This window comes from Bacterioplanes sp. CLAM21 (assembly GCF_059641015.1).
Window position 1 is genome coordinate 2281578 of the sequence record NZ_CM184929.1, and the last position, 14965, is coordinate 2296542.

At 53.0% G+C, this 14965-nt stretch carries 15 protein-coding genes; 9 read left to right on the top strand and 6 right to left on the bottom strand.

Annotated elements, in window-relative coordinates:
• Positions 1-10: 10 nt before the first annotated feature.
• Positions 11-1408, top strand: coding sequence for a DEAD/DEAH box helicase (locus AC55FS_RS10460; protein ID WP_496932195.1), 1398 nt, complete (start codon positions 11-13; stop codon positions 1406-1408).
• 35 nt (positions 1409-1443) lie between these two features.
• Here AC55FS_RS10460 and AC55FS_RS10465 read toward each other — a convergent pair whose 3' ends face one another.
• The 4 genes from AC55FS_RS10465 to AC55FS_RS10480 all read right to left on the bottom strand — a co-directional run bounded on the left by AC55FS_RS10465 (position 1444) and on the right by AC55FS_RS10480 (position 4491).
• Positions 1444-1674, bottom strand: coding sequence for a hypothetical protein (locus tag AC55FS_RS10465; protein WP_496932196.1), 231 nt, complete (start codon positions 1672-1674; stop codon positions 1444-1446).
• A gap of 106 nt (positions 1675-1780) precedes the next feature.
• A complete protein-coding gene (locus tag AC55FS_RS10470) occupies positions 1781-2566 on the bottom strand; it encodes an alpha/beta fold hydrolase (protein ID WP_496932197.1) in 786 nt (261 codons plus the stop codon).
• A 16-nt stretch (positions 2567-2582) separates the two neighbouring features.
• Positions 2583-3284, bottom strand: a complete 702-nt coding sequence (locus tag AC55FS_RS10475) for a TorF family putative porin (protein ID WP_496932198.1) — start codon at positions 3282-3284, stop codon at positions 2583-2585.
• Between the two features lie 130 nt (positions 3285-3414).
• The gene (locus AC55FS_RS10480) at positions 3415-4491 is read right to left on the bottom strand and encodes a M14 family metallopeptidase (RefSeq protein WP_496932199.1); all 1077 of its coding nucleotides are present in this window, start codon (positions 4489-4491) and stop codon (positions 3415-3417) included.
• A gap of 55 nt (positions 4492-4546) precedes the next feature.
• Here AC55FS_RS10480 and AC55FS_RS10485 point away from each other — a divergent pair, with 55 nt between their 5' ends.
• From AC55FS_RS10485 to AC55FS_RS10495, 3 genes are all read left to right on the top strand, one after another.
• Entirely contained in the window at positions 4547-6364 is a 1818-nt protein-coding gene (locus tag AC55FS_RS10485) for an ABCB family ABC transporter ATP-binding protein/permease (protein WP_496935965.1), read from the top strand.
• Positions 6345-7118 (top strand): flap endonuclease Xni, encoded by a 774-nt coding sequence (gene xni, locus AC55FS_RS10490; RefSeq protein WP_496932200.1) that lies wholly within the window; start codon positions 6345-6347, stop codon positions 7116-7118. Before AC55FS_RS10485 ends, xni begins: the two co-directional genes overlap by 20 nt.
• Positions 7119-7265: 147 nt before the next feature.
• Positions 7266-7883 carry a MiaE family protein gene (locus AC55FS_RS10495; RefSeq protein WP_496932201.1) on the top strand — a complete coding sequence of 206 codons (618 nt, stop codon included), beginning with the start codon at positions 7266-7268 and terminating at the stop codon, positions 7881-7883.
• 6 nt (positions 7884-7889) lie between these two features.
• Here AC55FS_RS10495 and AC55FS_RS10500 read toward each other — a convergent pair whose 3' ends face one another.
• Positions 7890-8072, bottom strand: a complete 183-nt coding sequence (locus AC55FS_RS10500; protein ID WP_496932202.1) for a hypothetical protein — start codon at positions 8070-8072, stop codon at positions 7890-7892.
• Positions 8073-8251: 179 nt separating this feature from the next.
• Here AC55FS_RS10500 and AC55FS_RS10505 point away from each other — a divergent pair, with 179 nt between their 5' ends.
• The 5 genes from AC55FS_RS10505 (at position 8252) to AC55FS_RS10525 (ending at position 12427) form a co-directional block, all read left to right on the top strand.
• On the top strand, positions 8252-9121 hold the full coding sequence (locus AC55FS_RS10505; RefSeq protein ID WP_496932203.1) for an alpha/beta fold hydrolase: 870 nt from the start codon (positions 8252-8254) through the stop codon (positions 9119-9121).
• A 108-nt stretch (positions 9122-9229) separates the two neighbouring features.
• A complete protein-coding gene (locus AC55FS_RS10510; RefSeq protein ID WP_496932204.1) occupies positions 9230-9694 on the top strand; it encodes a DMP19 family protein in 465 nt (154 codons plus the stop codon).
• Complete coding sequence (locus tag AC55FS_RS10515) at positions 9694-10053, top strand: diacylglycerol kinase family protein (RefSeq protein ID WP_496932205.1); 360 nt, start codon at positions 9694-9696, stop codon at positions 10051-10053. The genes AC55FS_RS10510 and AC55FS_RS10515 overlap by 1 nt, the downstream gene beginning before the upstream one ends.
• Before the next feature lie 112 nt (positions 10054-10165).
• Positions 10166-10732 carry a chalcone isomerase family protein gene (locus AC55FS_RS10520; protein WP_496932206.1) on the top strand — a complete coding sequence of 189 codons (567 nt, stop codon included), beginning with the start codon at positions 10166-10168 and terminating at the stop codon, positions 10730-10732.
• A 105-nt stretch (positions 10733-10837) separates the two neighbouring features.
• The gene (locus tag AC55FS_RS10525; protein WP_496932207.1) at positions 10838-12427 is read left to right on the top strand and encodes an ATP-binding protein; all 1590 of its coding nucleotides are present in this window, start codon (positions 10838-10840) and stop codon (positions 12425-12427) included.
• Here AC55FS_RS10525 and AC55FS_RS10530 read toward each other — a convergent pair.
• Positions 12424-14853, bottom strand: coding sequence for a Lon protease family protein (locus tag AC55FS_RS10530; RefSeq protein WP_496932208.1), 2430 nt, complete (start codon positions 14851-14853; stop codon positions 12424-12426). The genes AC55FS_RS10525 and AC55FS_RS10530 overlap by 4 nt on opposite strands.
• Positions 14854-14965 lie beyond the last annotated feature (112 nt).

Sequence of the window (14965 nt, forward strand, 5' to 3'; positions counted from 1 at the left end):
GGAGAACACTTTGTTTAAACGATTTATGCGCCGTACTGACGTTGAGAAAAACGCCAGTCCAGCCAACAAGGCGGCCAGCCGCAGTCAGAAAAAAGCCCATGCCAAGGAAGACAATCAGCCGGCCCGCGATCATCACAAAGCGGCGCCGCACGGGCAAGCCGATAAGCGCCCGAAGCAGCGTAAACGTAAAACCGATAAGCCCGCTACTCGGGTTGAAAGGCCAGAGAATTGGTCGTTGGACGAGTTTCAAGTCGAGCAAGTGCCTGGTCAAACTCGCTTCCATGATTTGGGTCTGCCCGACACTGTGATGCGTGGTATTCATAAACTGGGTTTCCAGTATTGTACGCCGATCCAGGCGGAGAGTTTGCCGGCGGCGTTACGTGGCCGCGATACCATTGGCCAAGCTCAAACCGGTACTGGTAAATCGGCGGCCTTTATTCTGACCATTTTGAATCAGCTGCTGACCGAGAAGCCGCAACAGCGCTATGCCAGTGAACCACGGGCCTTGATCGTTGCCCCGACTCGCGAACTGGCGCTGCAGATTGGTAAGGATGCCGAGGGTTTAGCGCGCTACACCGGCATGACGGTGCATACCGTGGTGGGCGGTATGAACTACGAAGAGCAGCGTAAAGGGCTGCGCGATGAAGTGGTGGATATTCTGGTGGCCACACCAGGGCGTCTGATTGACTTTATGCGCAGTCAGGATGTGTTTCTGGATCAGGTCGAAGTGCTGGTGTTGGACGAAGCCGATCGCATGCTGGATATGGGCTTTATTCCTGACGTACGCCGTATTGTGCGCTCGACCCCGCCGAAAGGTGAGCGCCAGACGCTGCTGTATTCCGCCACCTTTAACTACGACGTTCGCATTCTTATCGATCAATGGACCGTAAACCCACTGAAGGTGATTATTGAGCCTGAGCAGGTGACGACGGATCGGGTAGATCAGCGTCTGTATCTGGTGTCTGAATCGGAAAAATTTGGTTTGTTGCTGCGTAGCCTGGAAGAAGAAAAGCCAGAGCGCACCATCATATTTGCCAACCGTCGCGATTTAACCCGCAACCTGTGTGACAAGCTCAACAAAAAGGGCCACAAAGCGCTGTTGTTATCGGGAGAAGTCAGCCAGCAAAAACGCATTAAAACTCTGGAGCGTTTCCGTGATGGCGACGTCAACATCATGGTGGCGACAGATGTAGCCGGGCGTGGTATTCACGTTGATGGCGTGAGTCATGTGGTCAATTACACCTTGCCAGAAGATCCAGAAGACTATGTGCATCGTATTGGTCGTACCGGTCGTGCCGGTGCCAAGGGCGTTTCTATTAGCTTCGTATCGGAAGATGACGCCTTTGTCTTGCCGGATCTGGAAAAATACCTCAATCAGAAGCTGACACTGACGTATCCGGAGTATTGATGCAGCGAGGGCTGATTTGGCTGCTGGGCCTAAGTCTACATGCCCTTGCCTGGGCGGGTGATCAAGTTGAGGCTATGGTCACGCCGCAATGGGCAGAACACTATCTTCAGCAGCAGTACCCCGAGCTGCTGCTCGATCAGCAGGCAGATCATGTCGTGTCCTATTACTTTTTTGGCCGCTGGCAGGACGTCTCCTTGATTGGCCTGGAGCGTGTCAGGGGAGAGCAGTATCGTCAGTACCTGACGCTGTTGCTGTTTAGGCAGCAAGACTTATTCGCTTATTATGCCAATGTGGCGGCCTTTCCACGGCAGTTGTCACGCGCCGGTGAGGTGCTGTTTCCAGACGGCATTGCTCCGGATGCTGCTCTCTGGCTTAGCGACCTGCCGCCACAGCTGTGCTGGTCTCGTCAATCTCTGTGCTCAGATGTGCACTTTGTAGAGCCAGCTGCTGCAACAGCCAATGGGGATCCTGCAGTGGTAGATCGTGACCCGCTGTTGGATGACTCACTAATGGACAGCACCAGCGCTGACTGATGGCGAGGCTGCATTGCCAGCTGACCAGCCGGTCCATAGCGCCAGCGTACAGTCGTGTATGGGGGCAAGGCATATGCAGTGGCGCTCGAAAGCGACTGGCGGCCAGTAGTTGGCGAACGGCATTACTGGGCTTCAGCGGGTGTTGACGGGCAAATTGAATCCAGTTCGCCAGCTGCTCGGCGACTTCTGGTGTGTTATCGCTGCCATCATTGACGGTCAGCTGCCAGATGGTGTGCTCTAGCGCGGCTGGGTCGTGTTGCCAATGACGAGCGGCTTTCAGTAGCGGCCACAAGGCACTGGGGCGCATACGCTGCCAAGGCGTCGACATATTGGCGAAGCTGGTGTTGATCAGGTGCAGCTCAGTAACCTCGTGCGGGTAACGCGCGGCCCAGTCGCACGCCACCATAGCGCCCATGGAGATGGCGATCATGATGGCTGGCTGGTGATTGGGCAGCTGTTGGCGTAGCGCTTCTGTCATGTCAGCAATACAGGCTGGTGAGGTTTGCTGCCACAGCTCGCCGTTACCGGGCAGCTCCGTCTGTATTAACAAGTGTTGCGGCCAGCGCTGCTCGACCAGCTGCGCAAATCGCCCCCAATGAAAGCGCGAGCGAATCAGCCCGCGCACAAGGATTAGAGCAGGTTTAGAAGTTGAAGTAGCGTTGGATGGTGAGGAGGAAATTGGTACCGCCATCAAAATCGCTTCCCAAATTGGTGCGCTCCAGCGACAGTTGGTAGTCATAGGCGCCGTAGCTGCGCCCTACACCGAGGCGAAATTGCCAGTAGTTGTCGCGTTGCTCATTGCCAAAGTTAAAATCGTCATCAAAACTGTGGTACTTGTGCCTGGCTGTTAGCATCTCAATCGAGAAACTACCTGTGTGTAGGGTGTAGGCCAGTTCCAGGGCGCTCTTGTCGTGTTCTGAACCAAGAAAGTCTTTCGCTCTGCGCCAGCCAATCATCAAGGCATCATCGTACAAGGCACGCACCGTCACCTCATTATAGGCATCGATTTCAACGTCGCTGTCGCCCGGGAAACGATAGTGAGTGAGGGTGGTGTCCAGTGCAAAACGATCGGTTAACGGCGTGTACCAGCCTAAATAACCATCGATTTCGTAGTCTGGGCTGTCTTCTTTCAGTTGCACGCCGCTGGCCCAGGTGCCCATATAAAGACCGCTAGGATGTTGGTAGCTCAGACTGGCTTGCAGGGTCGGCTTACCGCGGGTGTAGCTTATACCGTCGCGGATGTATTCGCTGGTAGCGCCCAGATGGGCTTGAAACTCAGCCTGGCTGAGAGGAGAGGCCAGCAATGCCCAGGCAGTGCCGGCAGTCAATACGGCTCGATACATGAATCTATACAACTCTAAATCGCCATCAATCAGCGCGACATAATACGCACTTTTGCCGCAAATGTTAGCGTCATGAAATAGAAACCTTTTTGGCCTTGCAGTTGTCTGCAGCCCGTTAACGGGTCTCTGCTCAGTCTCGAGTAACTTCCCAGCCGCTATGGGGATACCAGCGTTTCAGAGCTTGATAATGCAAGTGCTTTTTGCGCTCAACGTCACTCGGTGCCCAGGTGGGCATACTGCGCACCGCTGACATCAGAAAGTCAAACAACAACAGATGACGCCTCTGGATGCGCGCCTGGCGATGCGGCTTGATAGGGTTAAATAGGCTGTGATAACGAAACAAATGGCGAGGATTTTTTTTCACCCATAGCCATGAGCCCATTTCCAGTGTCAGCGGCAAGTACAAGCCATCCGGATGCTGCTTGCTGTAGCGCTGATGCAGATAGTCCCAGATATCGCCATGGGTGGTGTACGACAAGGATTGCGGCTCAAACAAGTAAGTGTGACTGGGGTAGGTGCGCTCAAAGAGCTGAGTGAACGCAAATGCTTCGGCCAAGCCAGGCCAGGGTTGATGCGATGTTGCATAGGGAAACCACAGGCGATCGCGAACGCCAAAGCCAGAATGGCAATCCAGGCTGATGCAGTGAGGCTGGCGAGAGATAACCGCTTCTACCGCTGCGACCAGCGCTTGGCTTTCGATTTCCATTGGCTGATCTTTACGACCACGAAACCAAGGTAGATGGCGACTGATTCTATGTCCGCCTACCAGCCAGGGGGTGGAGCCTTGGGCATCGATGGGCGCGTTGCGCATTAAGTCGACTCCGTTGGCATTGGCGCGTTGATTGCGCCACATACCCGCGGGATTAACGATAGGAATGCACAATAGGCGAACCTGGGCCAATTGTTCGTGGATGGCCGGGTCCCATTGCAAACGCTCTAGTAAGGTGCGCATAAAGGCCAGGATCACTTGGGTACCAATGCGTTCTATGCCGTGTACACCACCGACCAAGATCAAGGTGGGCGCTAACGGTGCCATGCTGCCGGCTTCTATGGTGTAAAACGGCAGCTCGATGGTCTGCCCATCGATGGCTTGCTGAACGTGCGCCGGGGCCGATACACGCAAATGCGCCTGGCCGTGCTCCAATAGCCGTTCTAGCTCAAACAGTTCAGGCAGAGCACGTTTCAAGTGGTAAATACGTTGAATCACAAGGGTCGGGTCCTTACTCTGTGGCGCTTGTATATCACTGTAGAGTAACAATTTGATGAAAGCGCACGCCCGCGAGCCAGAGCGAGTGCCTGAAAGGTTGCGTATTGCCACCTGGCTGAAGACGGTTTGGCCCTATTTATTGGAGTATCGCTGGCGTGTCGTGTTGGCGCTGACCTGTTTGCTGCTGGCCAAACTGGTCAGTGTCGGCATGCCATTTTTATTGAAGTACCAGGTGGATTATCTGGCAACGGCGGAAGCAGCCGAGCAACCCAGCTGGTTGTGGTTGCCATTGGGGTTATTGCTGGCGTATGGCAGTGCGCGTTTTTTATCGGTGTTTGTGGGTGAGGTCAGGGATGTATTGTTTGGCCGCGTGACCGAACGAGCGATGCGACGCATGGCACTGAAAGTGTTTCAGCATTTGCATCAGTTAAGTCTGGCGTTTCATCTTGATCGTCAGACAGGCGCCTTGCAACGGGATATTGAACGCGGTACCAATGGCATTAGTTTTTTAATGCGGTTTTTTATTTTTAATATCGGCCCAACGCTTATCGAGTTGGTGTTGGTTATTGGTCTGTTGCTGGTTAATTATCCACCAGTGTTTGCTGTTATTACCTTAGTGGCCGTGATTGCTTATGTGGGGTTTTCCGTCAAGGTGACTGAGTGGCGCACCGAATATGTTCGTCAGGCCAATAAAATGGACTCCACCACCCATGCCAGAGCGTTGGACAGTCTGTTGAATTATGAAAATGTAAAATACTTTACCGCTGAGCAGCGCGAAGCTGAGGCTTACGATGACGCTTTAAAGCAGTGGGAGCAGGCCAGGCGGAAAAATCGATTAACTCTGTTTTCTCTCAATTCTGGCCAGGCACTGATTATTAGTGTCGCGATGACACTTATGCTGGTGTTTGCGGCCTATTACGTTATGACGGGCACCATGACGGTGGGGGATTTTACGTTAGTCAACGCTTTTATGTTTCAACTGTTTTTGCCGCTGAATTTTTTGGGATTCGTTTATCGTGAAATCAAAGCGTCGATGGCCAATATTGAACGTTTATTCGAATTACTCGATGAGCAGCCTGCGGTGCGTGATGACGCCGGTGCCGAGCTTGAGGTGACGTCGGGGGAAGTCGTGTTCAGTCAGGTGGATTTTTGTTATCCGAATGGCCGGCCGGTACTGCAGGGGTTTAACCTGACCGTGGCCGCTGGCCAGACGGTGGCTTTAGTCGGCGCCAGTGGAGCCGGTAAGTCGACCGTGACGCGTTTGCTGTGGCGCTTTTATGAGCCGCAATCCGGATCGATTTGCATCGATGGTCAGTCGTTAACGGAAGTGTCGCAAACATCGTTGCGACAAGCGCTGGGCATAGTGCCGCAAGACACAGTGCTGTTTAATGACAGCATTAAAAATAATCTGCTCTATGCTCGCCCAGATGCATCCGACGCTGAGCTTGATCGGGTTGCATCCATGGCAAAGCTCGATGGCCTTCTTGCCCATGCTGAGCAGGGCTGGAATACCTTGGTAGGTGAGCGTGGCCTTAAATTATCCGGCGGCGAAAAGCAGCGCTTAGCGATTGCTCGCATGCTGCTAAAACAACCAGCCATTATGATTTTTGATGAAGCCACCTCGTCACTCGACTCGCGTACCGAAAATAGCATTATGCAGGCGATCAACTCCGTTGCCGAAGGTCGTACCGCCATCATTATTGCACACCGCTTATCCACCATTACTGACGCCGATAGCATTGTGGTGATGGAGCAAGGTGCTGTGGTGGAGCAGGGGCGTCATGCAGAGCTACTGCAGCGCCGTGGTGCGTATTGGCAGTTGTGGCAAGCGCAGCAGAAAGAGGAGGGTCAGCATGCGACTGTTGATGATTGATGCCATGAACCTGATTCGTCGTATCTATGCCGCTGCAGAAAAAGGCGATATGCCGCTGGATGCAACTCGCAGTCACTGTTTGAGTGTGATTCATCGTCATGCTCAGCAATGGCAGGCCAGTCATGTGGTGGTGGTGTTTGAATGGCCAGCGACGACCTGGCGTCATCAGCTGTGGCCGGATTACAAAGCCAATCGCTCCCCTATGCCGCAAGCGTTGGCGGCGGCATTGCCAGAACTGCAGCAGTATTTGATCGCCAATGGCGTGCCATGTGTGTCGATGACCGACTGGGAAGCGGACGATGTGATCGCCAGTATGGCGCTGAAGGCCTATCAGCATGGCTTGCAAGTGCTCATTGTGTCGACAGATAAAGGCTTTTGCCAGTTGGTGAGGCCGGGCATTCAGGTGCGCAATCACTTCGATCGCTACGATTGGGATGAGGCGAGAATCAAAGACTACTTTGGCCTCAAGCCAGAGCAGCTCATCGACTTTTGGGCCTTGATGGGCGATACCACCAATCACTTGCCGGGTGTTGCTGGCATTGGCCGTAAGACCGCCGCTCAATTATTGGATCAGTTCCATTCACTGGACAGCGTGCTGGTACAAATGGATCAGCATACTGACCAGCGCTGGAGTCAACAGTTGCAGCAACATTGGCGCCAAGCGCTGCTGACACGTTTACTGGTACGTTTGCGTACGGACCTCGATGTTGGGCTGTCATTGCAGCAGCTGCGTTGGGCAGCCAGGGCAGGCTAGCTGTTCCGGTTGTTGGTATTGTTACCTCATTTGCAGGCGTTGTCTCCAGCCGGCGAAATGCTTACACTGCGCGCCGCACTTGGGCTGTAGTCCATGTGTGTTATCGATAGTGAATAGTAGTGGTAGAGCGTTGAGCGGGAGCGGTTTATGAGTATGGCGCAGGTGCTGGAAGAAATTCGTGGTTTTCTGGCCATTGAGACCCCCGATGCTTGGATTCAAGAAGCACTGCGACAGCAAGACGTCTTGCTGATTGATCACGCTAACTGCGAGAAAAAAGCCGCCACAACCGCCATGAACTTGCTGTACAAGCACGTTGATCGTGACGATTTACTGAAGAAAATGAGTCAATTGGCGCGCGAAGAGTTGCTGCATTTTGAGCAGGTGGTGAACATTATGAGCGAGCGCGGAATACGTTATCGCCAGGTGTCTTCATCGCGCTATGCGGCAGGTTTGCGTGACGCTGTGCGCAAAGGCGGTGAATTTGAGCTTATTGATGTGCTCATTGTCGGTGCCTTTATTGAAGCGCGTAGCTGCGAGCGCTTTGCCAAATTGGCTCCATTTTTGGATGAGCAGCTGGCAAAGTTTTATCGTTCGCTGTTGCGCTCTGAGGGGCGCCACTATCAGGATTACCTGACACTGGCGCGCAACTATTCGAGTGTTTGCATCGATGATCGAATCGAATTCTTCCGACGTCTTGAAAACGAGCTAATTGCCTCACCCGATCCGGAGTTTCGCTTTCACAGCGGCGTTCCTTGCGCTGCCTAACGTTGGTTAGTCACGGCAGGAGCGAATGATCTTCAGGCAGACATCGGCGATGGTGTGATATTCATCTTCATTGATGACTCGCGCGTCCAAATCACGGCGCGCTTGCTCCAGGTTGGCCTGTGCGTCCTGTAGATCGGTGAAACGACGGTTAGCTTCCAATGCTTTGTTAACAACGGCCGTTGTATTCATAATTACCTCTGGTCTTCAAACCTAATTGCTTGACAATATGATGGGAAACCGGTTTCGCATCAGCCCAGCATTGAAGCAGTGAATGCTGGCGTCAGCAATGTAGGATTTGGAAAAACCATCTTGCTTCATTAGATGAAGCCTTTTTATTATGGCCAGCCATCGGCTGATCGACATAATAAATGACAATAAATGCTCTAACACTCATCCCATGGCAAAGCTCTGATGGCACTCTCTCCGGCTGGGAAAGACCAGGCTCTGGCAAGCTGGTGCATTTCCTTCATGGCAATGGGTTTTGCGGTCGAACCCTGTGGCCTATGGCACAGCAGCTGCCTTTCGATTGGCGTTTAATTTTCACTGATGTGCCCGGTCATGGAGGGTCGGTACAGCCAGCCAAGGGAATGCCAGACTGGCAGGCCATGGCTGCCTCTATCGGCCGGCAGATTGATATTATGGCCGATGGGCAGCCGGTAGCCGGTGTCGGCCATTCGATGGGCGGCGTTTTAACTCTGTTGATGGCCGCTCAGCAGCCCCAGCGCTTTATCAGTTTGGATATGCTGGATCCTGTGTTGTTTTCTCCCGAAGTGGTGTGGGCGCAACGACTGATGCGCAAAAGCGGGTTGTGGCGACGCAGTCGCTTGGTTCGCTCGGTGGCTGCCAGGCGCAGACTCTGGCCCAGTCACGAGAATATGCTGGCGTCGCTGCAGGGAAAATCTTTGTATCGACATTGGCAGGCTGAAGCGCTGCATGAATTTGTGCAGTTTGGCAGTAAGCCGTGCGCAGAGGGAGTCGGGCTTGCGTGTGACCCATCCTGGGAAGCCTCTATTTTTGGCTCCTATCCACGTGGCTTGTGGTCTGCTGTACGTCGCTTGCAAGTGCCTACCCATATTTGGGTCGCTGACGATAGCTACTTCTTTATTCGTAAATCCGCCAAGCGAGCGGCACAGAATGCCCAAATTGAGTGGCACAGCTTTGGCCAAGGACATTGTTTTCCGATGGAGCAGCCCCAGTCGACAGGGCAGTATTTACAACAAAGATTGATGGCGGTGTAAAACCTTTGTCAAACATAATGGGGTAGGCTATTGTGGTTTCGCTGACTGCCCGTCGTAGCCGTCAGTACACCCTTGTATGGCAACAAAGAGAATGATGAGTAGGACTCTATGAACATGGAGATTCAAGCGGCCTTAGACGTCGCTGATGAGACTGATTCCTTCCTGCAGATCACTGATGTGATCTATGAAAAAGAAGCCGAAGTCGGCTACGACAAGCTCAACGACGCGGAAAAAACCGTGTACCTTTTGGATCAGCTGTTGCGAGAAATGGAGAACGGCGGCTTTGTCCAGTTTGTTCATCATGACGCTGGCAGTAGAGCGTTGGATACCCTGGAAGCACTGGAGCGCATTCGCGCTAAGGTATCGTCTCAGTTACTTAACACGCTGATTGATTATTTCCCTGATCGCCATATCCCGGTCGACGAAGATGAGCGCATTGATTTGTTTGATCAAATTGAAAGTGATCATGCCGATGACATTGCCGGGCTCGATGATCGTTTCTACGACAGTGGTGAAAACTTGGTGGAGCTAACCCTGCGTTACGTGACCAAAAACGTTAAAGACTTTCGCTGATGCGTCACTGGTGGCAGCGCCGTTATCAGGCGCTGTTAGCGGCATTGGCGGGCCTTCGTTGGGCATTGCGAGAGTCGCACTTTCGCATTCACCTAAGCGCTGCGGTTGTCGTCATTTTGCTAGCTATTGGCACGGGGCTAGGAGCGATGCAGTGGACTGTGTTGCTGCTCTGTATCGCGTTGGTGATGGCGTTTGAAGCCATGAATTCAGCCCTAGAAGCCTTGGCTGATGCCTTGCATCCAGATGAGCACCCCTTGGTCGGTCAGGCCAAAGATATGGCCGCCGCCGCCGTTTTGGTGTCTGCCTTAATATCTGTTGTTGTTGCTTTGCTGATATTTATTCCGGCTTGGCGTGGCTAAGCCGTGTTCTTGCTTTTTGCTGGCTGAGCACCTATAAACGGGCGTCCAGCTGGCCAGTTCTGTCGGTCGCCTGTTCTCTACCAATATCCATAACAACAACAAAGGATTACCTATGATGCGCATTCTACTTTTCGTGATCGCGGCACTTGCTTGGCCAGTCATTTCGCAGGCCAAAACGGTTGGTGGTGTTAATGTCGATGATGTGTTTGTCGTTGATCAAAAGCCGTTGACGCTTAATGGTGCCGGTGTTCGTACTAAGTTCTTTCTAGACCTATACGTGGCTTCCTTGTACCTGCCTGAGCAGGAAGATGATGCCGATGATATTGTCACTGCAGATCAGCCTATGGCTTTACGCCTGCATATTATATCTAGCTTGATCACCGGCAAGCGTATGGCTGAATCCACTCGCGATGGCTTCGTTCGTTCTACCGACGGCCACCTGGCACCCATCGAAGCCGATGTCGAACAACTGATTCAGGCCTTTGCTGAGGAAGTGAACGAAGGTGACGTGTTTGATCTGGTGTATCGCCCTGATGTTGGTGTCACTGTCTATCGCAACGGTGAAGCTAAGTCCGAGGTGGCTGGTCTAGCCTTCAAGCAGGCCTTGTTTGGCATCTGGTTGTCAGAAGATCCGGTTCAAGAAGATCTGCGTGAAGGTCTCCTGGCGGGATCTGACTAAGGGAATTGTTGCTGCTCTGCTCCCGCTTGGAGTGTGAATCCGCTATAGTCTGAAGACAGCTGGTTTCGGATGACTGGCTGTGTTCTAAGCGTTTGAGGGGACTTCATGGCAAGCAGCCAGTTGGCCGAATTTCTGCCAGACACCATTCCGGTGCTGATGGTCGATGATGATGAATCGGTGCTGCAGGTCAGTCGGTTAGTGCTGCGTGGATATCGCTTTCAGGGGCGGCCGCTGGAGTTGCTAGAATGCAACAGTGCTGCTGCCGCCAGAGAGATGCTGTCGAAGCGTGATGACATCGCCATGTTGCTGTTAGATGTGGTGATGGAATCTGATGACGCGGGTTTGCAGCTGGTCGGTTTTATTCGAGAGCAGTTGCAGAATCATCGTATTCGTATTGTTTTGCGTACCGGGCAACCTGGCTCGGCGCCTGAGCGCGAAGTCATCGATGAATACGAAATCAATGACTACCTATCCAAAGCCGATGCCACAGCTCAGCGCTTGCGTGTGGTGCTCACCACAGCGTTGCGTGGTTATCGCGATATTCTGGCCGCTCAGCAGCTGGCACAAAAGGCCGATCAAGCGAGTAAGGCATCGGTTGCCAAGAGTCGTTTTTTAGCTCATATGAGTCATGAAATACGCACCCCTTTAAACGGCTTGATTGGTATCGTCGGTTTGCTGCAGCAAACCGATCTCAATTCAGAACAAGGCACCTTAGTGCAAGATGCCCAGTATGCCGCCGATGCGGTACTGGCCATCGTTAATGATGTGCTCGATCTAGGTAAAATCGAGGCGGGCAAACTAGAGCTAAACCCTAAGCCTTTTCAGGCACTAGAAATTCTGCGGCGCGTGCAATCCGTTTTTTTTGCCAACAGCGAGCAAAAACAGCTGTCGTTTGAATGTCACATGACGCCGGAAGATCCGCCGCAGCTGTTGGCGGATGCCAATCGGCTGCAGCAAATCTTGCTGAATTTTGTCAGTAACGCCGTCAAGTTCACCCCTGAGGGTGGATCCATCGCTATTCGTGGTCAGTATCATGCGGATCAAGGTTGGCTGCGCTTTGAGGTTGAAGATAGTGGCATAGGTGTGGCCGCAGATCAGTTAGAGCGCTTGTTTGAGGCTTATGAGCAAGGGTCGGCCGAGGTGGCGGGTCAATTTGGCGGCACCGGGCTTGGGCTTAATTTATGTCGCCATTTGGCAGAGTTGATGGGGGGGCGAGTATGGGCCAGCAGTGAGCAGGGCAGCGGCAGTTGCTTTGTTGTGCAGGTGCCGGTGACTCCTGTGACAGCGCCCAGCGATCCAACCGCGGTGGGCGATGAGATTCGGTTGGATGGCATCGTCGTAGCTATTTGTGAAGATGATGCCACCAGTCGAACTGTACTCGAGCGTATTCTCCTGCGCCAAGGAGGCAAGGTGCTGAGTTATGAGCATGGTCAGGCACTGCTCGATGATGGGCAGTGGCAGCAAGCTGATATTTTTCTGCTGGATTGCCACATGCCGGTGTTGGATGGCTTCGAAACGACACGTCAGCTACGCGCTGATGGCTGCCAAGCTCCAATTTTGGCGCTTACCGCGGGAGTATCCGATCAGGAGCGCGAGCTCTGCCACCAAAGTGGCTTTAACGATATTGTCGCTAAGCCGGTGAAGTGGCCAGAGCTGTTTGCTCATATTGATAGCGCCGTAAAAGGCCGCGACTAGCTGCCAGTTTTACTTTTGCTACCTTTCGGTTTGCCTGCCTCTGTTGAGCTGAGTTGCATGCGTTTTAGTTGCTCGACTACGTCGGCATTCACGCTACCTTTGGGGAAGTGACCGCGTTTTCCTAATGCACCGGCAGGTCGCTGCAGTAGTAGGGTCAGTGCTTGGTCGACATGGTCGACGGCGTGAATATGAAACTGTCCTTGCTGTACGGCATCAATCACGGTTTGACTTAACACCAGGTTGCGCTGATTGGCAGCGGGAATAATAACGCCTTGTTTGCCGGTCAGGCCTCTGGCTTGGCAGAGCCGGAAAAAGCCTTCAATTTTCTCGTTTGCACCGCCAATGGCTTGCACTTCGCCATATTGATTGACGGAGCCTGTCACGGCATAGGATTGGTCAATAGGGCTGCGAATCAGGGCCGAAATTAGACACACCAGTTCTGCCAACGACGCGCTGTCGCCGTCAATGTAGCCATAAGATTGCTCCATGGCGATGTGGGCGGTAATGGCCAGAGGGAAATCGCGCGCATAGCGATGACCAAGGAAGCCGCTGATGATCATCACCCCTTTGGAGTGGATGGCCTGCCCTAATGCGACTTCACGTTCGATATCGACGATGCCTCGGCTGCCTGGGTAAACCGTGGTGGTGATACGAGCAGGAGAGCCAAAACTGGTATCGCCCAGCGACATGACGGTGAGGCCATTAATATTGCCGATGGCTTCGCCCTCGGTTTGTAGCAGCACGGTGCCATCGAGCATTTGCTCAAACAGCTTATCGTAGACCCTGCCGGTGCGGTCTTTTTTGGCATTCAGTGCACGTTCGATATGGTAATCATCGATATTGGCATCGCCAGCGAGCTGGCGTAAAAAGTCGGCTTCTGATAGCAAGTCAAACTGCTCACCGATGCGGGCGCTAATGGCATCTTGGCGCTCTGCTAAGCGGGCGCTGAACTCGAGCATACGCAGTACGCCGGCCTGGGTCATGTGGGCCATTTGTTGTTCGTCGATGCGGCTGCGTAACAGTCTTGCATAGGCCATAACGTGCTCTTTGTCGGCACTTAGGTCGCCGTCAAAATCAACCACGGCGCGAAACAGTCGACGAAAATCTTCGTCGTATTCCTGCAGCAGGTAGTAGAGCTGGCGTGAGCCGATCAATACCAGCTTTAAGCTCAATGGAATGGTTTGCGGCAATAGTGTGGTGGTGTTTAGCATGCCAAGCTCAGCATAGGGGGATTCCATTTTGAGCTGGCCCGATTGCAAGGCGCGCTTTAGTGCATCCCACACCAGAGGCTCCGACAGAATTTTCTCTGCATCAACAATCAAATAGCCGCCATTGGCTTTGTGCAGTGCGCCAGGGCTGATACGGCGATAGTTGGTGACCAAGGCACCTTGTTCGTTTGCGTATTCAATGCGGCCAAACAGGTTGGCATAACTAGGGTGTGGCTCATAGACCACAGGCGCGCCGCTGTCGGATTGATGCTGCGTGGCGAGGTTGGGCAGCAGGGCGTCTTCCAGTGACGTGCGTTTGTTGTACTCCTCGCGCAGTTCCAATAGCCGTTCTTCAACCAGCTCCTCGAGTACTAGGCGTGGCAGAAATTCTTCCACTTCATTGAGGTACTGGGTGACTTCGTCGTTGTTGGCAAATTGCTCCCTCAGTGGCTTCAGTAATGGCGTCACGGCTTCTTTAATGGTTTCTTGGTTCAGCTCGCGCAGAGAATTACTGGATTCACGTTTCCATTGTGGCAGTTCAGATAGCTGTTCACCGAGCATTTGCTCAAGCTCGGCAATGGTGTTGTGGAAGGCATCTCGCTCTGCCTCGGGTAGCTGTGCAAACTCAGACTCATCCAGCGCTTTTCCTTCACGCATGGGAGTGAAACTGATGGCTGATGAGTCTCGGTAGACGGCAACGCCACGCTTGTGCGCTTCGCGTTCTATTTGTTCAATGGCCTTGTCATAGCGACGATTAAACAGATAATCAATCGCCGCCTTTTGCTGTTGATATGAAGGGTGTTCAAATACCGCAGGAAAGGTGGCCAGTAGCTGATCAATCAAATCATTGATGTGCTCAATGTAGACACTGGCTTCGCTAGGCCTCAGCTTTAAGGCTCTGGGTTCTCTAGGGTTGCTGAAGTGGTTGACGTAACACCAAGCGTCGGGTGTTGCTTGGCGTTTACCTTCGATGCGTAGGTACTCGCGTACATAAGATGAGCGTCCGGTGCCGGTTTCGCCCATTACAAATATGTTGTAGCCCGGGCGTTTCATGGCAACGCCAAACTGAATGGCGTTGACGGCACGTTCCTGGCCGAGCACGCCGTGAAAGGCTTCTATGTCTTCGGTGCTGTTAAATGCCAGCTGTTGGCGTTCGATGCTGTGAGTGAGTTGTTCGGCTGTTAAGCGGGTATTGGCGAGAGTTGGCATTGCCGTCATGGTTCCTTATGCTGCGAGCGGGCGCTTCGATGTCGATGACTCCGTCTATTGATAGATGGTATCTAGGTTATAGGTCCGTCGGCAACGCAAATTACTGCCATTAGTCAGTTGC

Coding starts and splice junctions, on each gene's coding strand:
- AC55FS_RS10515 (WP_496932205.1), top strand. CDS start 9,694: ATGCGTCACTGGTGGCAGCGCCGTTATCAGGCGCTGTTAGCGGCATTG.
- AC55FS_RS10485 (WP_496935965.1), top strand. CDS start 4,547: ATGAAAGCGCACGCCCGCGAGCCAGAGCGAGTGCCTGAAAGGTTGCGT.
- AC55FS_RS10510 (WP_496932204.1), top strand. CDS start 9,230: ATGAACATGGAGATTCAAGCGGCCTTAGACGTCGCTGATGAGACTGAT.
- AC55FS_RS10475 (WP_496932198.1), bottom strand. CDS start 3,284: ATGTATCGAGCCGTATTGACTGCCGGCACTGCCTGGGCATTGCTGGCC.
- AC55FS_RS10505 (WP_496932203.1), top strand. CDS start 8,252: ATGACAATAAATGCTCTAACACTCATCCCATGGCAAAGCTCTGATGGC.
- AC55FS_RS10495 (WP_496932201.1), top strand. CDS start 7,266: ATGAGTATGGCGCAGGTGCTGGAAGAAATTCGTGGTTTTCTGGCCATT.
- AC55FS_RS10530 (WP_496932208.1), bottom strand. CDS start 14,853: ATGACGGCAATGCCAACTCTCGCCAATACCCGCTTAACAGCCGAACAA.
- AC55FS_RS10520 (WP_496932206.1), top strand. CDS start 10,166: ATGATGCGCATTCTACTTTTCGTGATCGCGGCACTTGCTTGGCCAGTC.
- AC55FS_RS10525 (WP_496932207.1), top strand. CDS start 10,838: ATGGCAAGCAGCCAGTTGGCCGAATTTCTGCCAGACACCATTCCGGTG.
- xni (WP_496932200.1), top strand. CDS start 6,345: ATGCGACTGTTGATGATTGATGCCATGAACCTGATTCGTCGTATCTAT.
- AC55FS_RS10500 (WP_496932202.1), bottom strand. CDS start 8,072: ATGAATACAACGGCCGTTGTTAACAAAGCATTGGAAGCTAACCGTCGT.